The organism is Yersinia antarctica (assembly GCF_056636475.1).
Genome location: NZ_JBSJQF010000001.1, coordinates 2,686,031 through 2,708,062, shown reverse-complemented (window position 1 = coordinate 2,708,062; position 22,032 = coordinate 2,686,031). Strand labels below are relative to the sequence as shown.

The following is a 22,032-nucleotide window of genomic DNA, read 5'->3' as shown; positions in this document are numbered from 1 at the left end:
GAAGGCCTTATTCAGCATGACAAAAAAACGTGTAGCACTGGTTACCGGCGCTTCCTCAGGTATTGGTGAAGCGTCTGCTTATAAACTCTTAGCAGCCGGTTATACGGTATATGGGACAAGCCGACGTGGACCTCTGGCGGGTATGCATCCGTTTCCGTTATTGACGCTTGATGTGACGGACGATACCTCTGTCGAGGCTGCTATTGAGGAGTTGCTGCGTCTGGAGGGGCGGATCGATATTCTGGTGAACAATGCGGGCTTCGGGGTCGCTCCGGCGGCTGCGGAAGAAAGTTCTATCGAACAGGCCAGGCGTATTTTCGACACCAACTTTCTGGGCATAGTCAGGTTGACGCGGGCAGTGATCCCTCATATGCGTCGTCAGGGCAGTGGGCGCATCATTAACATCGGTTCGATACTGGGGATTGTTCCGTTGCCGTATGTGGCACTTTATGCGGCCAGTAAGCATGCGGTCGAAGGATATACGGGGGCACTGGATCATGAACTGCGCACGCAGGGCATCAGAGTTTCCGTCATCGAACCTGCCTATACGAAAACGCAGTTTGAAGCCAATAACTTAGAACCGGATGCCAAGCTTGAAGATTATGACCTGATCCGGGCTAAGCTGGCGAAAGTGGTGAGCAAGGCAATGGCCGAAGCGGAAAGTCCGGAGGTTGTGGCTGATGTGGTTGTTAAAGCGGCTCAGACTTTACATCCGAAGGTACGCTACACGGCGGGAGCGCAGGCAGGAAAATTGAATTTTATTCTCAGATTCGCGCCTGCATCATTCCTGGATAAGGTGGTACGCAAAAGTCTTCAGCTTGATGCGAAAGAATAAAAATGAAATTTTCTCAACTGGCTATTCTGACCTCAGTGTTATTTTTCATCCTGGCCACAGTATGGATGTTTTTCCCGGAACAGCTCTTAACTCAATGGGGAATTGAATCTACGAGTGGTACAGGAGTCGTGAGTCGTCGCTCTGCCGCATTTTTTGCGGGAATAGGGGTGATGTGTTTATTCGCCAGAAATGCAGAGCCGTCACTGACCCGCTACGCGCTGGCCGCCGGTATCAGCACGATATCTATTATTTTAGCCGTAATGGGCATAGTTGAATGGCGCGAAGGACACGTTAACGGGCAGATCCTTTTTGCCGTGTTTATCGAGCTATTCCTGGGGATTGCCTTTTTACTCAGCAACAGATCCGCTAAGAAAAATTTCACTCACAAACGCGACAGGGTAAACGACAAATGAAGACTAAGACGATGAAAGCATTTACATTTAAACACTATGGTAAATCCCCTGAATCAGGATTGGATGACGTCGGTTATCCTGCAATTAATGCTGATGAAATCCTGGTTAAAGTTTACGCGGCTGGTCTGAACCCGATAGATAACATGATCCCAACCGGAATATTTAAGCCGGTTTTGCATTTTAAGCTTCCCGCCACATTGGGCAGCGACTTGTCCGGGGTTGTTGTTGCCGTGGGGAGTCGTGTGACGCGTTTCACTCCAGGTGACGAAATCTTTGCCAGTATTTTCGACAGGGGAACGGGATCTCTTGCCGAATTTGCAGTGGTGCCTGAAAGCGCCGCAGCAATGAAACCCTCAAATCTGGATTTCGTTCAGGCTGCTTCTTTGCCGATGGTGAGCCTTACATCCTGGCAAGCGCTGACAGAGCGGGCTAAGTTGCGGCCTGGTCAGAAGGTTTTCATCCCGGCAGGTTCCGGGGGCATTGGCAGTTTTGCTATCCAACTGGCGAAGCACCTTGGCGCAAAGGTGGGAACGACAACGAGTTCAGGCAACGTCGAGTGGGTGAGTCGTCTTGGCGCAGACGAAGTGGTTGATTATAAGAAACAAGAATTTGAAAAGGTGTTGAGCGGCTACGATATTGTTCTCGGCACTGTAAGAGGCGATTTAATTGAAAAATCCACCCAAATTCTTAAGTCTGGGGGAAAGATTGTTTCTCTCATCGGCCCGTTAGATGCCGCGTTCGCCCAGGCGCGGGGATTAAACTTCCTCCTGCGTTTAGTTTTCGGGCTGATGAGCCGCAAGATTATGCGTCTTACGAAAAAACGGGGCCTGAGCTATTCATTTCTTTTTGTCCGTCCTGATGGCGATCAGCTTACCCAAATTGGCAAACTCATAGAAGCTGAACAACTCAATCCTCTGATCGATAAGGTGTTTCCCTTTGCAGAGGCGAAGGAGGCTCTTGCCTATCTTGCTCAGGGACATGCGAAAGGAAAAGTGGTCGTTAAGATGCAGGAGTGATAGCAACTGAAGTTTAAATCGGTGAAAGAGGATAACCACCAAGAACAATCTCCGCAAGTTTGACCATATATCACAGCTATTAAGTAGCTAGATTGATGGCCGTGAATGTCCGCTTCTCGCTCATAGCTGACAGTCAGGCTTGTTCGTACCTTGCTACAGAACACAACCCGAACGCATTAAACGTATCGAAATTTTTACGAATGGTTCCGAATTAGCAGTTAACTATATGAATTTAAAGACTAGGGAAGTAAGGTAATGGAAGGTGTTTTTTGAGATGATATCAATTGCTTAATAGGACTACCATCACCCCTCGTTACTTGTTATTTCATCCCTATCGCCACTTTGTCGCCATGCTTAAATCGGGCTAATGGGTTGAGTGAATAGCGTCTTGCAGGTGGTCTGCCGCGACGTGAGAGTAGCGCATGGTGACCCGAATATCTGAATGGCCGAGGATGTGTTGCAGCACGATGATATTGCCACCGGCCATCATATCCTTCGAAATCGTCTTTATGACTTTGCATTCTCTCTGCTAAGCTGCTCTGCCGGCTTCATAGCCTAACGTGATATAATCTTATTTTTACGGAAGATTTATGCTGACCAACTCATCCACTCGTCTTAACAAATATATTAGCGAGAGCGGTATCTGTTCTCGTCGTGATGCCGATCGTTATATTGAACAAGGACATGTTTTTATTAATGGCAAACGGGCCGCTGTTGGCGATCAAGTATATGGCGGGGATGTAGTCAAAGTTAACGGTCAGCTTATCGAACCGCGTGACGAAAACGACTTGGTGCTGATCGCACTGAATAAACCGGTTGGCATCATAAGCACCACCGAAGAGGGGGAAAACGATAACATCGTTGATTTCGTTAATCACAGTAAACGAGTCTTCCCTATCGGACGTTTGGACAAAGACTCGCAGGGGTTGATTTTTTTGACGAATCACGGTGATTTGGTTAACAAAATCCTGCGCGCCGGGAACGACCACGAAAAAGAGTACGTGGTTACGGTCAACAAACCGGTGACTGACGAGTTTATTCTCGGTCTGGGTGCTGGTGTACCGATGATGGGAACCGTGACCAAAAAATGCAAAGTGAATAAAGTCGCGACCTTTGTATTTAATATCACGCTGGTGCAAGGGCTTAACCGTCAAATTCGCCGTATGTGTAAACATTTTGGCTATGAAGTCACCAAGCTTGAGCGCACTCGTATCATGAACGTCACCCTGAAAGGACTGCCAATGGGTGAGTGGCGAGATTTGACTGATGATGAGCTAATCGAGTTATTTAAGCTGATTGAAAACTCATCATCTGACGAAAAACCGGTGAAAAAAGCCAAGGCTAAGCCCGTGGCAGATAAAAAACCGAGTGTTAGTGGGGCGAAAAAGGCCGAAAAACCCGATGGTAACTCAGCTTCCCGCAAGCGCTTTACCCAGCCCGGACGTAAGAAGAAAGGGCGCTAAGCTCACATAATTATCATCGGTCTCAGTACTCAAGCATATAAACTCGGCAATAGCCGAGTTTATATTGATGAAACACCCGGTGTGAAACCAATCATCAGTCTTTTTCCTCATGTCCTGTCAAACCTGACGCTATGGCCTGAGTACGGCATTAGTTCCCAATATTTAATATAGAGCATACTTTCTTGCTCGTATTGACGTCACAATAATAGTAGGTAGACTGGTATACCTATAATTATCCAAAACAGGAAGAAATTGGCCATGTCCTCACGCGAATTATCAGAAAGTGCCCGAGATCGGCTGCTGAGTGCTGCAAGGGTGTTGTTCTATAACGATGGCATTGCGGCAACGGGTATTGATGCCATTGTTAAAAGGGCTGGTGTTGCCAAGAAAAGTCTCTACAACAACTTTGAGTCCAAAGCAGAACTTGTTGCTACTTACTTACAGATTCGTCATGAAGAGTGGCTCGCACTGTACGCTAATCGTCTGCAACAAACGGCGAGTCCAAAAGAGAGCGTGATGGCTGTTTTTCTTGCTTATGCAGACCATGCTGAATTTGCCTATGAACGTGGATTCAGAGGGTGCGGACTATTGAATGCCGCGGCTGAACTGCCCGCGGGCGCCCCGGGCAGACAGGCAGTGCGCGGGCACAAGGAGCAGGTAGAGTCGATTTTGACTGAACATCTTTGTGTGCTTCTCTCTGGTGATGAACAACGTGCCATACGGATGGCCAGGCACTTTTCATTTTTACTCGAGGGGAGTATGTCTCGCGCAGGCTTGGAAGGGAATGGTGAGTGCGTTCGTCAGGCAATGACAATGGCCGCCGAAATGATGGAGTCGCTATGACTGTCACGCCAAGAGATCGCATGATGGGCAGGGTGGGAGTATTGATTGCGGCCATCTTGTGGGGAACCACAGGAACGGCGGCAACATTTGCTCCTGCGGTTAGTGCTGTTGCCATAGGCGCTGTTGCGATGGGGCTAGGGGGGCTACTCCAGGCGATGATAGCCGCTGGGAGTATCATTAGTTATGTAGATAAACTCCTTCAACAGTGGCGTTTACTGCTGATAGGGGTCATTGCTGTTGCCATCTATCCGCTGGCATTCTATGCCTCTATGCATTTAGCGGGTGTCACTGTCGGGACTGTCATTTCTATTGGTTCTGCCCCTCTGTTATCTGCTCTGATTGAATATGTCTTGGAGGGCGAGCGGTTGACGACTCGCTGGATGTTGGGGGCTGCTCTTGGCATTGCAGGCATGGTGTTGCTTTGTATGGCTGAAAGTGGGGGGCACGGCACTCTGGTTCAGTCACCCAATGTCACGATAGGAGTAATTCTAGGCCTTCTTGCTGGTTTTACTTATGCGCTGTATTCGTGGGCTGCTCGCCGTTTGATGCAGCGAGGACTTCCTTCTCGCACCGCGATGGGGGCGATTTTTGGTCTTGGCGGCATTTTACTAATGCCAGTACTCCTTATGACTGGAGCCCCGCTGCTGGAATCTTGGAGTAATGCGGCAGTGGGTGCCTATATGGCGTTGGTCCCGATGTTTCTTGGCTATATTTGCTATGGATATGGGCTGGCTCGTATAACGGCAAGTATGGCGACGACTATTACCCTCATCGAGCCTGTTATTGCTGCCATATTGGCAGTGATTATCGTGGGAGAAAGACTGCCTATTACGGGGTGGGTGGGGATCGGGCTGGTGGTAGCTTGCCTGATATTTATTACTGTTCCGATAAAATGTGCTCTAATTGTTCGGGTAAGAGAAAACAATAGCCTGTAGTGGCACAATGATGCCTGATCTTGCCCGCTTGCAGCTAGATTTCTCCATTATTGCCACCTTCGCTTCAATTGTTGTTCCGATGGTCAATCGTCCCTCTGTGCTATTGAGGGAAGTTCGCCCAGGCACTTAAGTACGCCACACCCTGTTTATTAACCACAATTTGTGGGGCAATTATCTATTTCAGGATGGTGCACTACGCTCATTCTCGGATAATCCCTATTTATGGGGCGCACTATTCAGTGTGATGTTTGCTTTGTTCATTAACAATATCGTGGTTGTGGTGATATCTAGTATGTTAATATTTTATATCATTGGTTCGGTAGTTTAGTCAGGAAACTAATATCAGCAGTGTGTTTATCAATGGTTTTCTGTGATATTACATTTAACTCAGCAGGCCATTTAACACTTTATTTTGGTGATTAGCATTAATGATTGGCGAATGTGGTTAACGTCACATTGGTTGTTTTTTTGTTAACTTGCCAATTTCTTACAGATTAAATGTAGGAAATAAAGCACATCCTCTAATATTAAAAATAATATCGGAACAGATGTTCAGCAGATCGAATTAATACAGTGAAACCCTCAATGAGATTGATCGCTGTCAGGCTGGCGGTATACTTCACCGCAAATCAAAACTACATCAGGTCTGCGTTCATGAAGACGAGTAGCTACAGCCATGCATTCGTGGCGTGTTGTATACACATCATCGGTCACGGGCAGTGCCTCGCAAGCATCCATACCGCAGGTGCTAACCAATAAAACAAATCCTATGAGCATATATTCTCCTTATTTATAGGATTTATATGAGTATAGCGCGTTTGCTGAAGAAGTAGTGCTCTCCTTTTCTAAGAAATGGAGTTTACATTTTTTGGTTAAGTATTAGCCAAGTTTAGTTACTGCTACCCCCATCAGAATAATGGCACTGGCGATGAGTCGTAACATCGATGGTTTCTCTTTTAGCATCCAGATTGAGATTATCATGGCGAACAAGACACTGGTTTCACGTAGAGCGGCAACGAGGGCGATTGGCGTGCTTTTCATGGCCCAAATGACAATGCCATAAGCCAGTAATTGCATCGCACCACCAATCACGCCGTGTCGCCAGTGTTGGCGTATTTGACGAAAAACCACATTGCGGTGCATTATCCAAAGTAATGCAAACATGGCTATGCCGTTGCACATAAACAACCAAAAAATATAACTAAGTGGTTCAATGCTGGCGCGGCTACCAGCCCCATCAGATAGGGTGTAACAGGCAGTAAAAGTCGCAGTAATTAAGGCATAGATAATAGCCCTGCCATTGACTTTGTCAGGGCCACGTCGGCCATCAAATGTCATCATGATGACACCGGAGACTAAAATAGCCGCCCCTACTAAGGCTAACGACCTGGGGATTTCCGACAAGATTAACCAAGAGAGCAGAGCACTTAACAGGGGGGCAACGCCACGTGCGATAGGATAGATTTGACCAAACTCGGCTTGTTCATAAGCTTTACTCAGAAACAGGCAATAACCTGTGTGAAAAGCAACCGACAACAGTAACCAAGGAAGCGCGCTCAGCGAGGGTAACGCCACAAAAAAATACCGAACAGTGAAATCACTCCGGAGAAAATTGCCATCAAAGAGATAGCGACAAAACGATCATTGCCAAATTTAACAAGAGCGTTCCAGCAAGCATGTAACAGTGCCGCGCCCAGCACCGCAAGAAATATTTCACTACTCATTCTATCCCCTTACTTAGGCGTCTCAGTTTACCTTAATTGCATTTATTTTCACGTCTGTAACACGTAAAAATTGTTCCAGCTAGCTGATTCTTAGTGAGGGAGAAGATGAAAAAATGAGCTCAATGTCCCGATTTATTGCAAGAGTAAATATAACTAACTAACAACATCTGTATCATCTTATTTACTTTCTTAAGCAATAAATAAGGGTGGATTACGCCAAGGTGACATTGCTCTGATTAAGTAAATGGGGGTGTTTATTGCATATGATATTCGTTGCTTTTTCCTTATCATTGATAGTAATCGTGTTTCTAATTTTATTTATGATAAAAGGGAATAATTAATTAGGACATATCTTGGATGATCTAAATGGACTAAAAAGAATACCAGTGGATATAATTCAACGGCAATAAATTATTATCAAAAACAGGGTCTGGCTATTATTAGCCAGAGTCTACATTCATTTTATTCTGGGGTGTCTATTTTGTTAAAAAAAAGTGTTTTCCTATTATTTGCTATGGTCGTTGTTCTTGCCGGTTGTTCTGAACCTGAACCAACAGGCACTAAAGTTTTTGGTGGCAAAGCTTACATTGAGATGCCAGCTGAATTCACTTTAATGTCTAAAGAAATGCTGGCAACTAAATACCCTCAGCAGAATGCACCACAAGAAGCCTATTCCGTTGAACAGGGCAGTGTGTCCTTCGCATTCAGCGATAGCAATAGTGCCATACCCGATGGCAAGCTCGCTGAAGTTGTTAATATGATGAAGAAACAATTTGCGCCATTCAAGCCGACTCTGGAAGAGAAGGATGTTGATGGGCGTAAAGCTTATATCATCACTATGGATACCCCGGCTGCTGATGGAACCATCAAGAATGTGATGTTGCTCACTACGATTGATGGGAAACTAGTTATTGCTACGTTTAACACGACTGAAGCTTTAGCTGACAAATATATGGATGTTGGCAAGAATGCACTGCTTTCTTTAAAGTTTAAGAAGTGACCATTATTAGTTAATTCAGTTATTTTAAGTCTAAAAAAATAGATAAAAAGTAATAAAGGTTGCCTGATTAACAGGGCAACCTTTCTCATTGCTAAAGCAACGTTGTTGAGCGCTAGTGGGGAAGACGGTACGCCGAACACTTCCTAAAACAGCTATAAATTGGCATCATAGAGCTATGTTGTTTTTTTAGGATGAGTAATGAAACAGTTCCCTTTTGATAAACGTTATGAGATTGAAGATGCCAGTGGTGTTGTTGAGTACTACATTGATGGTGATGAGTATATTCGCCGCCAGGATGGCGTACCGGGCTATCGAATCACAGGTTATGAAGTGTATGAACATGATGCAGAGGCTAAACTCGCTGGTTTTCTCGAAGGGAAGCATATAACAACCCCGGATGCGGATATTCTGCTGACAATTTTAGATGACCAACAACCTGCGGATTAGATTTCATTACTTTGGCTTTCGTCTGTGCAATGTTGCTATATAAAGATCATCTGCGGTTTTTGAAACAGAAAATAGGGCGTTATTAGCGATAATATTTTTTTGCAGAAGCTGCTATTCAATCTGGCTAAAACCGATTAACGTCAATCTACTTAGTGATAATCAGTCGGGGTTTCGATGAGCCAGCAAACTATTACGTTGTATACCGATTCAGATTTTTTTAGTCCTTATGTGATGTCGGTATTCGTATCATTGACAGAAAAAGCACTGCCTTTCTCATTAAGCGTCATTAATTTGTCTGCTGGGGAGAATCTGCAACAGGCTTATGCCCGTCTGTCGGCGACACGTCGGGTGCCGACACTGGTTATCGATGATTTTCAACTCTCTGAGTCTTCAGCTATTGCTGAATATTTGGACGAGCGTTTCCCGGCGCCAGATTACGCTCGGTTGTATCCGCAAGATAGGCAAGAGCGTGCCAGAGCGCGTGAAATACAGGCATGGCTGCGCAGTGATTTTATGCCGGTCCGCACTGAACGGCCAACTGAAGTGGTCTTTTCTGGGTTAAGGCTGCCTCCTTTGTCTGATAGCGCGCAACAAGCGGCGAATAAACTTATTTCGGGGTTGGAGCGTTTGCTGTCGGATGGCAGAAGATATTTATTCAGTGAATGGTGTATCGCAGATACTGATTTGGCACTGATGCTTAACCGGTTAGTTCTGAATGGCGACAACTTACCTGAGTATCTTCGTCAGTATGCAAATTACCAATGGCAGCGGCCTTCTGTGCAGCAATGGCGAGCATTATCGCAGAAATAGAGGTAAGAAAAATTGAGGGTGGGGGCAATCCTTCACCTTGTACCAAAGTAGGATTAGCTTCGATAGAATGAAAAACGTTATTGAGTTTGAAACTGAGCGTTTACAGCTACGGCAGTGGCTCCCGTCAGACCGGGCACCTTTTGCAGCGCTTAACGCAGATCCTCGCGTTATGGCATTTTTCCCAGCCCCTCTAACACGTGAAGCAAGCGATATGATGGCTTCACGTTGTCAATTATTGATAGCACAGTGTGGCTGGGGGTTGTGGGCTGTTGAGCTGAAAGCTAGCGGGCAGTTTGTCGGCGCATTGGGGTTACATATTCCTACCGTTAAATTACCTTTTTCACCTTGTGTCGAGATAGGCTGGCGTTTTGCTTTTCCATTTTGGGGGCAAGGGCTGGCAACGGAAGCTGCATTGGCAGTATTGACGGTAGGTTTCGATCAATTAAAACTGGCTGAAATTGTTTCATTTACTGCTTTAATTAACCTGCGTTCACAAGCATTGATGGAACGAATCGGCATGGTGCGCGCGCCAGACCATTTTCCCCATCCAATTGTCAGCCCTGACAGTAAGTTAAGCCAACACTGTTGGTATCATCTTTCTCATCAACAATGGCATAACAGACAGGATGATTTTGTGAGACTATCATCAAATTAGTCTACGTTTAGTCAGTAATATTTGGCCGCATCTGCTAGGACATATAATGATAATAAGCTGGGAATTAGTTCGTTCCATGGCGTTGCTAACCGGAGTTTCTCTATTGGTGGCCTGTAGCCAATTACCTAGAAATCCAGTGCCAGTGGAGTTAATGCCAGCGGCCGAAATCCCTGGAATGCCGGATATCCGTGCCGGGGCAGGGCACATTAGCCCGATATTTGAAGCGGATTTACTGCAATCTTATAAAGATGAATCGAAAGAGATGTTCCGAGCCGCGGATGGAACATTGGTTTATCCCCATCTGGCATTATCTGGTGGTGGCCCAAATGGCGCCTTCGGTGCTGGTTTTTTGAACGGCTGGACGAAAACAGGTAAGCGCCCCGTGTTTAAGGTGGTCAGTGGGGTTTCCACTGGCGCGTTGATCGCACCTTTCGCCTTTTTAGGGAGTGATCACGACCAGGCATTACATGACTTTTATACCACCACCACCACCCGTGATATTTTCCATCTGGATAATCTATTATTTCGCCTCTTTTTCCGCGAATCATTAGCGGATACCAGCCCGTTGTCTAAATTGATTGATGGGCATATTACTCCTGAGTTAATGAGTGAAATCGCCCAGGCACATCGGCATGGTCGGCGGTTGTATATGGGTACGGTGGATCTCGATTCGCAAAGATTTATTGTCTGGAACATGGGGCTGATTGCGATGAAAGGGACTCCTGAAGCTTTAATGCTATTTCGTAAGGTGATGCTGGCTTCCTCTTCAGTCCCTGTCGCGTTCTCACCGGTATTTTTTGATGTGGTGGCTCAGGGTAAGCATTACGATGAAATGCATGTTGACGGCGGTGTGGCGGCGCGGGTCTTCTATAATGGTGGTGTGTACAGTTCAAAAGTCGTACGTACCAGAGCGGGCCTGGCAGACAGTAAAGAAGATATTTATATCATCCATAATGGACAGCTTGGCCCACAACCAGAACCGACCCCACGGTTGGTGCGTAATATCGCTATGCGTACTCTTGACTCAACCAGCAAAGCGGCATTGGTCGGGGATTTGTATCGTATTTATGCATTCTCTTTGGCTGAAAATTCAGGATTCCACTGGATAACGATTCCATCAAATGTTGATACCAATGGCGCAGAGATTTTTGATCCCATCAAGATGGAGCGTTTGTATCAGGCGGGTTATGCAGAGGCGTTACAGGGGCCAAAATGGTCACTACGGCCACCAGGTACCATTGAGATGAACTCCTTACTACAAGATGCTGCTGCCATGCACAGTAACTAGAGGGGGCACTTTGGTGTTGATGCCATTGTCAGGCTGGTACTTGGGTTACATTAGGTCAAGCAGTGGGAGTGAGCCATCAATAAGCGCCGCGGTGATATAGATAATAAATAGTGAATAGAGAAAGAAATTGCTGATCATTCGGCACCTCAATTACTCACACAGATAAGGTCTTTGTCATGACAAAGCCACTACAATATAGCATGTGAGCTGACTAAAAAACGCACTGATAGTGAATAAATAATGAATCTGCTGGGGTGGATTTAGAATGATGAATGCTTTTCAAGTAAGTTCTGAGCGCGTAGTAGGGTTTTAGAGTGACTGAACAATGAGGTTAGGACCAGATCTTGCCTGTCAGTCTTGGTTTAATATGCTGTAATATCAAAACGTTATCTTCAATTGAAAACAATTTAAGCAGCATATGATCAGAGAGAGTGTAATTGTGCTACACTATGCGACCGATAATCAAGGATAAAACATGAAAAAAGTCTCAATCATTGCTCAGTGCTTAATAAACGCTAAGAGTTTCAGTGAGATGTCCGAAGCTGAATCCTCGATAAAAAAAGTTTTCAACGATAGTTACGCAGAACATTCTTTTGATGAATGGAATACCGACGTTTCTACGTTGAGTGCTAACCGTGTTATCAGTTTGGTTGCTGGTGCTTCCAAGGTTCGGGTCAGAGGGTTGATCCAAGAATTATGGAATCACTGACCCCAGACCAAAGGTTTCCAATAACCCGTCTACCACATCACTACGCCAAGCATGCAAGTCATGCTGCGTGGTGAATGATTTCCCCGTACTTTCCATTTTCCGCTTGTTTTTTTTCCGTTGTCTCCTGCAAAACCGGCTATTTTCGTGAACAAAAATCTGGCCCGGTACAGATAATCTGAGTAAACGCTGACCACTCCACGGTTTATTGCCGTTGGTTAACGTAATCTAACGAGGTTGTACAACTGAGAGGCGAGCATATGTCATTTCTTGATAGCGTCAAAAGATTGGTTAGCAGTGTAAAAGTGAAGATCAAGTGCCCAGATTGTGGCGCAGTCTCTGAGCAGAGCTCAGAAAAAGTGCACAAAAATACGGCCTTGGTTTGCCCAAAGTGTGGTTGCTTATTTTTACCTAAAGACAAACGCTAGCGGTAGTCATATCAGCCAAAAATCATCGACGCCCACCGCAGCAGCATTAATGCGCCACAGATACAGAGTAACACCACAAACATTTTCCAATGTTTCGTATGCAAGCGTTTGGTCACCATAGGGTCCTTATTCAATTTAGTATTATGTCTGACGGGGTCAGCTCTGCGGAATTCATTTGTTTACTGCGACGCTGGTTACTTTAGGTATAGTAGCGAAAATTTATGCTGATGCGAGAGTTAGTCAGTTCGTACCAGTTAAGATAAAGTGTAATATGCGCTGCATCAATAAGATGACGAATAGGAATAATGAAACTATGGCTACAGTCCCACAAAAATATCAAGATGCCGAGCGTTGGGCATTTGGTGATACTGAACAAGTGGCAGATGATGTATTGGCATTAGTACTGAACGGTACGAAAACAGCGACCTGTGCGGCATTGGATGAAGATGGCGTGCCGCAGGCGGGGGATATCTTTGTTGTGGTCAATGGCCGCAATGAACCGGTTTGTGCGATAGAGTTGACCGACGTAGAATTGAAAACGTTTGATCAGGTTGATGAAGCCCATGCTGTCGCTGAAGGTGAGGGCGATCGAACGCTGACGTTTTGGCGTAAAACGCAACAGCGCTTTTTTGAGGAGTACGAGCTGTTCTCCCCAGAAATGATGCTGATTTGTATGCAGTTCAAAGTATTGGAAAAATTCTGATAGCTGGCTTCTAGTGGTCAGTAATTTGATTGATTTTGCACTACAGATATTATCGAGTCGCAACAGAAGAAACCGTCACTCATAAATTGTAGCTATGGGTTGACGGATCTTCTTATTGCAACAATCACGTTACCCTCATTACCCAAGCATCCTGATGTCGATCGTAATGTTGCTTAAAAAGCAACCGGTCTTTCCCATCTAACGTTGCGGGAATGCTGGTATGTTCATCCCACCCATCTAGCTGCATGCACAATTCAGGATCCGATTTACAGGGGATACTGAGGGTGTTTTCGCCTTTTGTCACTGGTGCAGATAACTCTGCGTCATCAACTTCAAAATCTCTGATTTTTACTAGGGTTTTTCCCATAAAGACTCCTTACCTACCAAGTGGTATGAGGTATGACCAGATTGGTCGCCTTATTGAGAATAGCTGAGTCAGAAAAAAGTGCCAGAGGCCGCATCTAAAAAATACCGCCTCGGCGTAAATTCTATCCGCATCGAATCTGATGGGTGTTAATTATTTAATACCGAGTATGTTTAGTCAGAGTAGCCTAATGGCTGCATTCGCAGGGGAGTTCAGCCAAATTAAATTGGTTACGACCATTCTTTTTCGAGTAATAAAGTGCTTGATCTGCCGCGAGCATTAAATCCGCTTGATCTGTAATACCACTATGCTGATGGGCTTGATAAACAGTGACACCAAGGCTGATGGTGACTTTACGGAATTTACTGTCATTGTGTTTAATTCCCATAGCACGGATAGATTGCAATATATGCTCGGCCACCAGGCTGGCGCCCTGTTGATCGGTATCTGGCAGAATAGCAGCAAACTCTTCTCCACCATAGCGAGCAACAATATCGGTGCTGCGTTTTAGTGATTTGCGTAATGCCCTGGCGACCAACCGTAAGCAGGCATCACCAGAGATATGACCATAGCAGTCATTGAAGTTCTTAAAGTAATCAATATCAATCATTAAAACTGCTAGCGGAGAGTCTGAGCGTTTTGCCCGCATAAATTCATGGGCCAGCACTTTTTTGAACGCCCGGCGATTAGGCAATTTAGTCAGTGAGTCTGTTCTGGCCTGAATTTCCAGACGTCGATTTGCTTTAACCAGCTTAAGTTCCAGCAATTTTCGTTCATGGATATCTTCTGCGGTTCCATACCAACACAACACATCGCCATTGTCATCTACGCTGGGAACTGCTCGGATTCGCATCCAGTTCCATCCCTTTTCAACATGACAAAAGCGGATTTCAACATCCAGTGGCTGCTGTGTTTGTAAGGAGTGTTCCCAACTGATTAAGGTGGGGTGGCGATCATCTAAATGGATGGTACGCAGCCATTTATCTGCCAGCGCCTCTTCGCGGGTTAATCCCGTAATTTTTTCAAAGCGAGAACTGACATCGGTAATCATGCCATCCGGGGATGCAGTCCAGGGAATTTGCGGATTCAGCTCCACCATATTGCGGTAATGCTGTTTACTGCTGCGCAGCTTTTCTTCCATCTCTTTTAATGACGTAATATCGATCATCGCGACGGACAGCCCACTCACTTGACCACTGGGATATCTGGCGGCATTTATCCGCATAAAGAACACCCGTGCTTTATCCGGCATCTGAAACTCAGCATCGGGGATACTGTCATTGCAATAGGCTTTCAGCAGAGCACTCTGCAAAATAGGAATAATGCCAGGTAGGAAGTCTGCAATTTTGCGCCCATTAATCTCTACTGTATTTTTACCCAGAAGTTCAGCCAGATAATCATTTACAGTAACATAGCGCAGGGTTGTATCGATAAAGCACAGACCAGCCGGAGCACTGGAATAAATCGATTCCAACTCAAATAAGCGTTTACCCGCATCATAAGGTAAATTGCTCAGGTTTCGATCAATTCCTCGATAACCTTTGAATTCGCCGTTATCATCGAACAGTGGGATACCACTGGTTTCAACTAAGACTTCGCTGCCATCAGCGCGAATATTACGGTTTTGCAAACCGGCAAAAGGGATACGTGCAGCCGCAATCTCTGCAAATATCTTTCCTACCCGGCTGGCTTCATCCTGAGGCATAAAGTCAAACGGCGTTTTACCGACCACCTCATGGGGTAGGCGACCAAGAAGCTCAATGGATTTTGCAGATGAAAACGTATAACGGCCGGAAGCATCAACTTCCCAGATCCAGTCTGAATTATTCTCGATGATGTCCCGTAAGCTGTTCATTTCTTTTAACAGACCAATGTCAGCTGATTCTTCCCGATTATCGTAGTCAGTCATGATGTCCACTCCTGTTTAATCTCGGCTTTCCTTAGATAGAAATATGTCGGCTATTATTTAAGCCCGCAGATTGTATAACAGGGACAGATTTAGTACAGTCCAATCGGATTTTTCTTATAAATAAACAATAACTAAAAATTTCAATCATAAAAAAATAAAAGGTTAAAAGACCAATAGTGCATAAAACACAACGAGTTAATGGCTTCTCCTCCTCTGTATTCCGGCACCACACTAGTATTCCAGCACTACACTGACATTGTCCTGATAGGTGCCAACGGTTCTTTGCGTTTGTTGTGCATTGATCATTGCTTTATAAGGAATCTGTTGAGCTGAGCCTGTCGCGGTATCTGATCTTTTGTTGGTTATATTCCAGGGAATCGACCCCGAGCCCTGATACAGTTGATACTGTAAATAGTCGGTAGGGGGGGCAGGTATAACACTCCCTGGGAGCAATTTCATTTGGGGCCAAGGGGCAGAGAAATTATCGCCATTTGTTATGTAGGTAGTGAAGGTGGCGTTCTTGGTACAGGTAGCGGTGATAAATTGATTTACAGGAATAAATTGTGACATTAACGCGTAGCTACCAAAATCGACATTGGGCGCGGCGTTTATGACACAATCGTTGTTGACCACCAATGTGACAGTGACTGTTGATGAAGCCGTTCCTTTGAATGTGCCACCGATACAGACGCCAATAACGGCAGAGCATAAATCATAATTCCAGTTCAAAGAGATAGTATCGGTATAAGTGCCGGCACTGATATTGACGTTAATGGCATTATTACTGCCAGTACGGATATAGATAGGTAAATTGGCTTTTATTTTCCCCAGCACGATGGTGAGTAAATTGCTGTTAGCATAGTTAATATTCCCCCCGACTATAATGGGATTGTTGTAGCCTGGGTCAGAATAGATTGAATAAGGAATTAAGTCGCCGGCGGCATTCTTAAGATTAAGATTATTAGCAGTGCTGGTGATGGTGCTGTTCAATACGGGAGTGGATAATACGCTCAGCGCTGTTCCATCACAGCCAAGTGCCGTTATACCACTGGCACTTTCGGGGAGGGTATTGACATTAAACGATGAATTTTGTGGCAGCTTTACTTCTGCGGCAGCAAAAGTGCACGCGGTGGCACTGCTGACAGACAATAGCCACAGTACAGACAGAACCAACCAATAAGGTAGCCTGTATGGCCGAGGTATCTTGCTGGTAATTTGCGTCGTGAGCGATATCATTAGCTGCTCCTTAAATAAAGTTGCCGATAGCCAGGTACGGCAATTATTGGCATATGGCTGTACCAGCATCTTGTATCCCTTTAGTATTTTTCAATTGGAATTGGCTGTAGCAGCGGGTGCCATTATCAGCCCGCACGATGGTGAGTTTATTCAACTGGGTGGCTTGCTCAATATAAGCCATACCATCCCAACCGACATAACCGCTAGGTGTGTCGCCCGTGGTATATATCGCGCTGCCTTTCGGTAAGTCTTGACCGGATTTATCGGTAAGTCTGATATTTGCGGCGGTAATCTGTGTTATGGGGAAATCAATTAAATAGCCACTGCGTTCGCTAATCGCTAAATTTCGCTCTACTGTTGGCAATATGACATCGGCAGGTAAATTCATGGGGTCAATCTGGAATTTGGCCTGATAATATGAAGAAACTGTCGGAATCAAGATATATCCGTTGTTGTTCGTAGTACCAATCAGTTGGTTTTCGTAACTGACCGGAATATTGCTAAAACCATTGGTTGATACCAAGGCAAATGCATCGTTAATCATATTACTGGCATAAACGCCGCCATTCATCATAACCAGCGAGCCACTTAATTCACCCCAACTATTATAGTTATCACTATTGCCATAAACACCGGCGCGACTTTCCATTATCCGAGTGCGCCAAATAACATCTGCTTGTTGGTAACTGCTATTTTCACTGTTGCCGTTGGCATAAGCGAGATTCCAACCCAGTCCGCCATTAGAAGGAGCTGCCCGGCTATAATTCACGCGTTGGGACCACTGGTTATCAACATCACGGCTGGTGCTGGCGCTGGCTGATCCCCATTCACCCAGCGGGATACTCCAGATCAGTTGTGCGTTGTAACCTTTGGTCCCCAACTCACGATTGAGGGAGAGGTAAATACTGGTATTACGGAATATTGAGGTGCTATAGCTGATATTGACCAACCGGGTTCGCTCACCGAGCGCATCCCTGACATCGAAATAACCAGATCCAAGTGTCCCTAAGTTTCCAAGGCTGATACTGCCGGTTATCTGGTCGGTACGTCGGCTCAGACGAAAGTCGCTTTTGTAATTAGCCAGATCGCCATAATTATCGCTGCGGCTAATGCGCTGAGCATTCAGATTAAAGTAGGAATTACTGTAGGTATAACCTAATGAACGCTGGTTACCGATACCACCACGGGTATTAATGGCAACCTGTGAGGTATTAATGGTTGAATTGTTGATATCAGTGGCTGGTTGACTGATGACATCACTAAATGCATCGGCAGAGGTACTACTCATGCTGTAGGCACCATTCAGTACCCCAAATAGGCCCAGTCGAAATCCGGCTCCGCCACCTACCACATTCATGCCTTTGGCAGCATCCCCTCGGCCTTCTAGTGTCAACCAAGACGTTGTGCCATAACGAACCACGCCACTGGCGACAGGATCAGCATAATCGGCAGAACGGATGGCATAATTGCGGCGTAAAGCACCGGCTGACAGGCTAAAATCCCACATGCCGGGTTTTAGCAGTGAACTGGCAACATAAAATGGCACTGAGGTGCTGATTTGTCTACCGAGGGCATCGGTTGTAATAATAGTCGCTTGGCCAGCACCATTAATACGAGGGGCATTATCGATAACAAAAGGGCCGGGGTTAATATTGGCTGATTGTGTTCTGAAGTTATCAATATACAGTTCGACAGTGCTAGGTACCGCAGCTTGACCGGCAAATTGCGGCATCGGATAGGTAATAAGGTCGGGGCGAATAGCAAAATTACGCGCGATTTGAACACCACCCAGGCGCACCGCGCTACTCCAGGGCAAGGCTCCAGTGATCAGGTCACCTGCGGTATAACGTAGCAGGTTTTTTTCATCATTCCTCTGCCATTGGGTATCAAACCGAATATAGCCGTTATTATCCGTGTCGCCGTTATTACCTGAAAAGTTAGTACGATAAACGCCGGTATTACTGATTAAACCAAAACGGTCAAAAATACGTTGCTCGCTCCAGGCTGAGGCATTACCTGACTGTGGGTTACCACTGTTCTGGCTGACATAAAAATCATAATTTAATAAAAATCCCAGGCTACTTTGTGCAAGATTAAAATCATCGGTTGCGGCAGAGTTAATTTGCTGTTTCGGTAACCACTCGCTGGGAACATCAATTAATAGCCGTTGGTTTTCTCCATCATATTTCACGGCCACCTTATCCATCTTATCAACCGCAACCTCAGCACTAGAGGGTAATCCGATGGTTTTTAACTGTGCTGGTGAAAGATAGTAATGTCCCCCGCGATAGATGACTGGCACAGCATCACCAAAGTTACGGTCATTGACCACTAACTCAAGATATAAGGTACTGTCGGGCATTGCTGCCATAGGTGGCGGCAGATTATCCCCCCAAACTTCCCAGGGGATGAGTGGAGGCAACAACACTGAGCCATACATCAATATTAATAATGGTGACAGCTTGAATCTGATAGTCATTCCCAACCCTAGGTTATTATTAAACACACCTTATCTGCTGTATGCGAACACCTTATTGGTGTGGGATGACTATGGGTTTGGTGCTGTTATTGATAATGGCGCTTAATTCTCCTGTTCTGGCTGTTGGGCTGAGCGGGAAACTCATTTTTGCGCCGGCTAACACATAACCGAGTAAACCTTTATTAATGTCTTTCTCTTGCAGGGTCACCCGCGAAATCCGTGCATGAACAGCGCCCTGATTAGTGATATTCAACCATTGTTTCTCGCCTTGTGAATGCACGCTATAACTGAGTTTCGTCGGCATAACACCGGGGGCTGGCGTGGTATCAGATGCCGCCAGCACACCACTGCCGTAAACAAACAAGGGAACGGAATAGCGCATTTGGAATTTCAGCCCTAACTGAGTGGCAGCGGGGGCGGTTTTATCGTTTGGGTCCTTATAAGGTATTTCATCAATTAATATGCGGTAGGCTTGTTCTTGCCCGGCGGGAACGGGGGCGTTTTTGACTAAACGAATCAGTTGACGCTTACCGGGTTGAATAGTTGCAACCGGTGGGCTGGCGATGATTCTTGATTGCGGGGTGTAATCGTCTTGGGTGTTGACCTGCTGCCAACCTAATACCCGAATCTGCATATAGATAGGCTGACTATCTTTATTTTCCAACCACAATGCAGTGGCTTTATCATTGTCTGAAATTATCGGGTCAATGGGCCAGATCAGAACGGAGGCCGCAGCATACAGTTGGCTACTGGTCAGTGTGGCCGAAAGCAATATTACCCGAGATAGTAGGTTAAATGGCGTCATAGTGAAATCTCCTGCGGCATCGTGCCAGTAATCAATAAGTAACTGTAACTAATAAAGTATCTGTGTAGACGCCAGCGCTGGGTTGCATACTACTGGCAAATAGTTGTGCATATAAAATGACTTGTTGCTGGGTGCCATCGGTGGTCACTAAACGTGTCGATCCCCCATTGGCACCATCCCCCCAGATCTGGGTTCGGGCAGGGTTTTGATATATTTGATACAGCAAATATTCGCCCGTTGTGCTGTTGAGTAAGCGCCTGCCGGCAGAAATGTTACCTGAGGTATTGGCCCCGGAATTAAGCGCCAGTGTGACCGTGGGATTACCACTGCACTGGAGGACGATACTGCCTGAGTTGAGTCCAGATATTGCGTTAGTGGCGTTTGCCAATGAAGAGACGGTGCCGAAATCCAATGTGCCAAAGTTGCTGGTATCGGTGGCTCCGCCCCCAAGGCTACAGCCGGTTTGCACTATTGCATTGACAGTGAAACTTTTAGATACCGGTGAGGTGGCAGCATGGGTAACGGCTATGCTGAGTACTAAAATAAGTAGGGCGCGGGTGAGGTTATACTGAGATAAAGCATATTTCATTGTCAGCATCCTCCATAATATTTACCAATTCACCGTGACCTGAACGGTGTCGGTATAAGTCCCTACCGCCGGGGTCGGTTGGGCAAAAACCAGACCATAAACCGGAATGACCACCACTGATCCGGTAGCAATCTGGGAAATGCCAGTCAGGTTATCCCAAACTTTGCTATGTGCCGCATCGGTATACAGGTTGTAATTAACATGCTGGCCTGACGGGCCGCCGGCCAAATAACGGCTGGCAGTGCTACCACTCTGCCCGCCATTGAGTAGCACATTAAAACTGGTCCCCTTACTGCATTGGACGGAAATGGCACCGTTATTTCCCTGACCGGCGACGGCAATCGGAGTAGTTAACGCCACCACAGTGCCGAAATTCAGGGTACCAAAACTGGTTGCGCCATTAACAATGGTGCCCGCAGTACAAGTGGGCAATAGCGTGGCACGGACGGTGATATTGGCATTTTTCGTTATAGCCCCAACGGGAAAAAGTGGCAGCAGTAACAAGCTGCAAGTGGCGGCCAGAGCAAACAAGCGGCCTGCCATTACCAGGTAACAGTGACGGTAACAGTATCGAGATAGGTGCCGACACTGGGTGTCGCTTGAACAGGGACGCGGGCATAAATAGTCAGTGGGATCGCGGTGGCCAACCCAGTGCCCGTTCCATCAACCGTGCCGGATACTGGCGTCGCATTCCATGGCTGAAGAAAACCGTTGTCTCTGTAAAGGTTATAATTGACGAATTCTGATGTTCCGCCAGCCAGTCGGCGTTGCCCAGAGTTGTCATGCAGCCCATTATCTATTGCGATGGAATAAGCGGTATTATTGCTGCAATGCAATTTAAGTGAATCGTTGGTCGTGCCACTGAATGTCACGCTAAGAGGTGCGGTTAGGTCGCTCACTGTGCCGAAATTTACAGTGCCCAGATTACTTAAGTTGCCACTCCCGAGACCATTATCGATGTAACAACCGGCGATGATGTTGAGTGTTGCGTTTAGTGTTCCACTGGCGGTACCTGCACCTTGCACTGGCGCTGTCTGTAGTACCATCACCGCACCTAAAATAAGTAAGATTTTCTTCATTATTGCTTCCTTAATTATCTAATTTGCAGCCAGGTAAGCGAGAACAGAGTTGCGCCAATAACGTAGCGAAACTAATGTTTATGTAACAAATCATTAAAAATTTAGATATTTAATTAATAGCAGCAAGATTTAGAAAGTGTTTAAAATTAATTAAAAAATCTTTATCCATCTCATTTGCATCATTTATTCCTATTTGTACTGGCAAAAATTTAAAAATGGGTTAGCTATTTTATTCAAGATAAATTGATGTTTTTATATCGGGGGTTTACTGGCATGAATCCATTCAGCCAAATAAGGATATGCTG

25 protein-coding genes and 2 pseudogenes are annotated in these 22,032 nt (G+C 45.8%); 15 read left to right on the top strand and 12 right to left on the bottom strand.

All coding sequences use genetic code 11. The features are described 5' to 3' along the window. Positions 1–16 precede the first annotated feature (16 nt). From ACWJJO_RS12545 to ACWJJO_RS12535, 3 genes are read left to right on the top strand one after another with little or no spacing between them, the layout of a single operon-like run. Positions 17–835, top strand: a complete 819-nt coding sequence (locus ACWJJO_RS12545; RefSeq protein WP_481091588.1) for an oxidoreductase — start codon at positions 17–19, stop codon at positions 833–835. A gap of 2 nt (positions 836–837) precedes the next feature. Further along, positions 838–1,248: a hypothetical protein gene (locus ACWJJO_RS12540; RefSeq protein WP_372569255.1), complete on the top strand. Its 411-nt coding sequence runs from the start codon at positions 838–840 to the stop codon at positions 1,246–1,248. Beyond that, complete coding sequence (locus tag ACWJJO_RS12535; RefSeq protein ID WP_372569254.1) at positions 1,245–2,264, top strand: NADP-dependent oxidoreductase; 1,020 nt, start codon at positions 1,245–1,247, stop codon at positions 2,262–2,264. The genes ACWJJO_RS12540 and ACWJJO_RS12535 overlap by 4 nt, the downstream gene beginning before the upstream one ends. Positions 2,265–2,584: 320 nt before the next feature. On the opposite strand, the pseudogene ACWJJO_RS12530 reads toward ACWJJO_RS12535, so the two are convergent. Further along, positions 2,585–2,754 (bottom strand): annotated as a pseudogene (locus ACWJJO_RS12530) (site-specific integrase); the annotation flags it as partial. A gap of 100 nt (positions 2,755–2,854) precedes the next feature. Here ACWJJO_RS12530 and rluF point away from each other — a divergent pair. The 4 genes from rluF to ACWJJO_RS12510 all read left to right on the top strand — a co-directional run bounded on the left by rluF (position 2,855) and on the right by ACWJJO_RS12510 (position 5,833). Next, complete coding sequence (rluF, locus tag ACWJJO_RS12525; protein ID WP_083158636.1) at positions 2,855–3,727, top strand: 23S rRNA pseudouridine(2604) synthase RluF; 873 nt, start codon at positions 2,855–2,857, stop codon at positions 3,725–3,727. A 258-nt stretch (positions 3,728–3,985) separates the two neighbouring features. Continuing rightward, the gene (locus ACWJJO_RS12520) at positions 3,986–4,570 is read left to right on the top strand and encodes a TetR/AcrR family transcriptional regulator (protein WP_083158637.1); all 585 of its coding nucleotides are present in this window, start codon (positions 3,986–3,988) and stop codon (positions 4,568–4,570) included. A 20-nt stretch (positions 4,571–4,590) separates the two neighbouring features. Continuing rightward, on the top strand, positions 4,591–5,505 hold the full coding sequence (locus tag ACWJJO_RS12515; protein WP_481091073.1) for a DMT family transporter: 915 nt from the start codon (positions 4,591–4,593) through the stop codon (positions 5,503–5,505). Positions 5,506–5,665: 160 nt separating this feature from the next. Next, the gene (locus ACWJJO_RS12510) at positions 5,666–5,833 is read left to right on the top strand and encodes an AzlD domain-containing protein (protein WP_372569252.1); all 168 of its coding nucleotides are present in this window, start codon (positions 5,666–5,668) and stop codon (positions 5,831–5,833) included. Between the two features lie 254 nt (positions 5,834–6,087). Here the strand turns inward: ACWJJO_RS12510 and ACWJJO_RS12505 are convergent, their stop codons facing one another. Together ACWJJO_RS12505 and ACWJJO_RS12500 are read right to left on the bottom strand one after the other, a co-directional pair. After that, a complete protein-coding gene (locus tag ACWJJO_RS12505) occupies positions 6,088–6,282 on the bottom strand; it encodes a hypothetical protein (RefSeq protein WP_083158639.1) in 195 nt (64 codons plus the stop codon). Between the two features lie 102 nt (positions 6,283–6,384). Then, a pseudogene (locus ACWJJO_RS12500) lies at positions 6,385–7,229 on the bottom strand (DMT family transporter). 481 nt (positions 7,230–7,710) lie between these two features. Here ACWJJO_RS12500 and ACWJJO_RS12495 point away from each other — a divergent pair. The 7 genes from ACWJJO_RS12495 (at position 7,711) to ACWJJO_RS12465 (ending at position 12,563) form a co-directional block, all read left to right on the top strand. Continuing rightward, positions 7,711–8,229 (top strand): hypothetical protein, encoded by a 519-nt coding sequence (locus ACWJJO_RS12495; RefSeq protein ID WP_083158641.1) that lies wholly within the window; start codon positions 7,711–7,713, stop codon positions 8,227–8,229. Between the two features lie 198 nt (positions 8,230–8,427). Further along, a complete protein-coding gene (locus tag ACWJJO_RS12490; protein WP_083158642.1) occupies positions 8,428–8,676 on the top strand; it encodes a hypothetical protein in 249 nt (82 codons plus the stop codon). A gap of 174 nt (positions 8,677–8,850) precedes the next feature. Further along, positions 8,851–9,486, top strand: coding sequence for a glutathione transferase (yfcF, locus tag ACWJJO_RS12485; protein ID WP_481091072.1), 636 nt, complete (start codon positions 8,851–8,853; stop codon positions 9,484–9,486). A 67-nt stretch (positions 9,487–9,553) separates the two neighbouring features. Beyond that, on the top strand, positions 9,554–10,141 hold the full coding sequence (locus ACWJJO_RS12480) for a GNAT family N-acetyltransferase (RefSeq protein ID WP_083158644.1): 588 nt from the start codon (positions 9,554–9,556) through the stop codon (positions 10,139–10,141). Positions 10,142–10,187: 46 nt separating this feature from the next. After that, on the top strand, positions 10,188–11,429 hold the full coding sequence (locus ACWJJO_RS12475; protein ID WP_420073793.1) for a patatin-like phospholipase family protein: 1,242 nt from the start codon (positions 10,188–10,190) through the stop codon (positions 11,427–11,429). Positions 11,430–11,904: 475 nt separating this feature from the next. Beyond that, on the top strand, positions 11,905–12,138 hold the full coding sequence (locus ACWJJO_RS12470) for a hypothetical protein (protein WP_005182969.1): 234 nt from the start codon (positions 11,905–11,907) through the stop codon (positions 12,136–12,138). 257 nt (positions 12,139–12,395) lie between these two features. Next, complete coding sequence (locus ACWJJO_RS12465) at positions 12,396–12,563, top strand: YnfU family zinc-binding protein (RefSeq protein WP_227746530.1); 168 nt, start codon at positions 12,396–12,398, stop codon at positions 12,561–12,563. A gap of 11 nt (positions 12,564–12,574) precedes the next feature. Here ACWJJO_RS12465 and yniD read toward each other — a convergent pair whose 3' ends face one another. Further along, positions 12,575–12,682: a small membrane protein YniD gene (gene yniD / locus ACWJJO_RS12460; protein ID WP_086018937.1), complete on the bottom strand. Its 108-nt coding sequence runs from the start codon at positions 12,680–12,682 to the stop codon at positions 12,575–12,577. A gap of 194 nt (positions 12,683–12,876) precedes the next feature. Here yniD and ACWJJO_RS12455 point away from each other — a divergent pair, with 194 nt between their 5' ends. After that, positions 12,877–13,266 carry an ASCH domain-containing protein gene (locus ACWJJO_RS12455; RefSeq protein ID WP_481091071.1) on the top strand — a complete coding sequence of 130 codons (390 nt, stop codon included), beginning with the start codon at positions 12,877–12,879 and terminating at the stop codon, positions 13,264–13,266. Positions 13,267–13,390: 124 nt separating this feature from the next. Here the strand turns inward: ACWJJO_RS12455 and ACWJJO_RS12450 are convergent, their stop codons facing one another. The 8 genes from ACWJJO_RS12450 to ACWJJO_RS12415 form a co-directional block, all read right to left on the bottom strand. Continuing rightward, positions 13,391–13,633, bottom strand: coding sequence for a DUF1480 family protein (locus ACWJJO_RS12450; protein ID WP_481091070.1), 243 nt, complete (start codon positions 13,631–13,633; stop codon positions 13,391–13,393). Between the two features lie 184 nt (positions 13,634–13,817). Then, positions 13,818–15,539, bottom strand: a complete 1,722-nt coding sequence (locus ACWJJO_RS12445) for a sensor domain-containing diguanylate cyclase (RefSeq protein ID WP_083158648.1) — start codon at positions 15,537–15,539, stop codon at positions 13,818–13,820. A 231-nt stretch (positions 15,540–15,770) separates the two neighbouring features. Next, entirely contained in the window at positions 15,771–16,775 is a 1,005-nt protein-coding gene (locus tag ACWJJO_RS12440; protein WP_442848337.1) for a Csu type fimbrial protein, read from the bottom strand. A gap of 43 nt (positions 16,776–16,818) precedes the next feature. Beyond that, positions 16,819–19,254, bottom strand: coding sequence for a fimbria/pilus outer membrane usher protein (locus ACWJJO_RS12435; RefSeq protein ID WP_083158649.1), 2,436 nt, complete (start codon positions 19,252–19,254; stop codon positions 16,819–16,821). A 52-nt stretch (positions 19,255–19,306) separates the two neighbouring features. Continuing rightward, the gene (locus ACWJJO_RS12430; protein WP_083158650.1) at positions 19,307–20,059 is read right to left on the bottom strand and encodes a fimbrial biogenesis chaperone; all 753 of its coding nucleotides are present in this window, start codon (positions 20,057–20,059) and stop codon (positions 19,307–19,309) included. Positions 20,060–20,090: 31 nt separating this feature from the next. Then, positions 20,091–20,648 carry a Csu type fimbrial protein gene (locus ACWJJO_RS12425; RefSeq protein WP_083158651.1) on the bottom strand — a complete coding sequence of 186 codons (558 nt, stop codon included), beginning with the start codon at positions 20,646–20,648 and terminating at the stop codon, positions 20,091–20,093. A 21-nt stretch (positions 20,649–20,669) separates the two neighbouring features. Further along, a complete protein-coding gene (locus tag ACWJJO_RS12420; RefSeq protein ID WP_372569249.1) occupies positions 20,670–21,191 on the bottom strand; it encodes a Csu type fimbrial protein in 522 nt (173 codons plus the stop codon). Further along, entirely contained in the window at positions 21,191–21,727 is a 537-nt protein-coding gene (locus tag ACWJJO_RS12415; protein ID WP_372559177.1) for a Csu type fimbrial protein, read from the bottom strand. Before ACWJJO_RS12415 ends, ACWJJO_RS12420 begins: the two co-directional genes overlap by 1 nt. Positions 21,728–22,032: the final 305 nt, after the last annotated feature.

Excerpts from the sequence above, each read along its gene's own strand:
- ACWJJO_RS12545 (WP_481091588.1), top strand. The coding sequence starts at position 17 with ATGACAAAAAAACGTGTAGCACTGGTTACCGGCGCTTCCTCAGGTATT.
- ACWJJO_RS12540 (WP_372569255.1), top strand. The coding sequence starts at position 838 with ATGAAATTTTCTCAACTGGCTATTCTGACCTCAGTGTTATTTTTCATC.
- ACWJJO_RS12535 (WP_372569254.1), top strand. The coding sequence starts at position 1,245 with ATGAAGACTAAGACGATGAAAGCATTTACATTTAAACACTATGGTAAA.
- rluF (WP_083158636.1), top strand. The coding sequence starts at position 2,855 with ATGCTGACCAACTCATCCACTCGTCTTAACAAATATATTAGCGAGAGC.
- ACWJJO_RS12520 (WP_083158637.1), top strand. The coding sequence starts at position 3,986 with ATGTCCTCACGCGAATTATCAGAAAGTGCCCGAGATCGGCTGCTGAGT.
- ACWJJO_RS12515 (WP_481091073.1), top strand. The coding sequence starts at position 4,591 with ATGATGGGCAGGGTGGGAGTATTGATTGCGGCCATCTTGTGGGGAACC.
- ACWJJO_RS12505 (WP_083158639.1), bottom strand. The coding sequence starts at position 6,282 with ATGCTCATAGGATTTGTTTTATTGGTTAGCACCTGCGGTATGGATGCT.
- ACWJJO_RS12490 (WP_083158642.1), top strand. The coding sequence starts at position 8,428 with ATGAAACAGTTCCCTTTTGATAAACGTTATGAGATTGAAGATGCCAGT.
- yfcF (WP_481091072.1), top strand. The coding sequence starts at position 8,851 with ATGAGCCAGCAAACTATTACGTTGTATACCGATTCAGATTTTTTTAGT.
- ACWJJO_RS12480 (WP_083158644.1), top strand. The coding sequence starts at position 9,554 with ATGAAAAACGTTATTGAGTTTGAAACTGAGCGTTTACAGCTACGGCAG.
- ACWJJO_RS12475 (WP_420073793.1), top strand. The coding sequence starts at position 10,188 with ATGATAATAAGCTGGGAATTAGTTCGTTCCATGGCGTTGCTAACCGGA.
- ACWJJO_RS12470 (WP_005182969.1), top strand. The coding sequence starts at position 11,905 with ATGAAAAAAGTCTCAATCATTGCTCAGTGCTTAATAAACGCTAAGAGT.
- ACWJJO_RS12465 (WP_227746530.1), top strand. The coding sequence starts at position 12,396 with ATGTCATTTCTTGATAGCGTCAAAAGATTGGTTAGCAGTGTAAAAGTG.
- yniD (WP_086018937.1), bottom strand. The coding sequence starts at position 12,682 with ATGGTGACCAAACGCTTGCATACGAAACATTGGAAAATGTTTGTGGTG.
- ACWJJO_RS12455 (WP_481091071.1), top strand. The coding sequence starts at position 12,877 with ATGGCTACAGTCCCACAAAAATATCAAGATGCCGAGCGTTGGGCATTT.
- ACWJJO_RS12450 (WP_481091070.1), bottom strand. The coding sequence starts at position 13,633 with ATGGGAAAAACCCTAGTAAAAATCAGAGATTTTGAAGTTGATGACGCA.
- ACWJJO_RS12445 (WP_083158648.1), bottom strand. The coding sequence starts at position 15,539 with ATGACTGACTACGATAATCGGGAAGAATCAGCTGACATTGGTCTGTTA.
- ACWJJO_RS12440 (WP_442848337.1), bottom strand. The coding sequence starts at position 16,775 with ATGATATCGCTCACGACGCAAATTACCAGCAAGATACCTCGGCCATAC.
- ACWJJO_RS12435 (WP_083158649.1), bottom strand. The coding sequence starts at position 19,254 with ATGACTATCAGATTCAAGCTGTCACCATTATTAATATTGATGTATGGC.
- ACWJJO_RS12430 (WP_083158650.1), bottom strand. The coding sequence starts at position 20,059 with ATGACGCCATTTAACCTACTATCTCGGGTAATATTGCTTTCGGCCACA.
- ACWJJO_RS12425 (WP_083158651.1), bottom strand. The coding sequence starts at position 20,648 with ATGAAATATGCTTTATCTCAGTATAACCTCACCCGCGCCCTACTTATT.
- ACWJJO_RS12420 (WP_372569249.1), bottom strand. The coding sequence starts at position 21,191 with ATGGCAGGCCGCTTGTTTGCTCTGGCCGCCACTTGCAGCTTGTTACTG.
- ACWJJO_RS12415 (WP_372559177.1), bottom strand. The coding sequence starts at position 21,727 with ATGAAGAAAATCTTACTTATTTTAGGTGCGGTGATGGTACTACAGACA.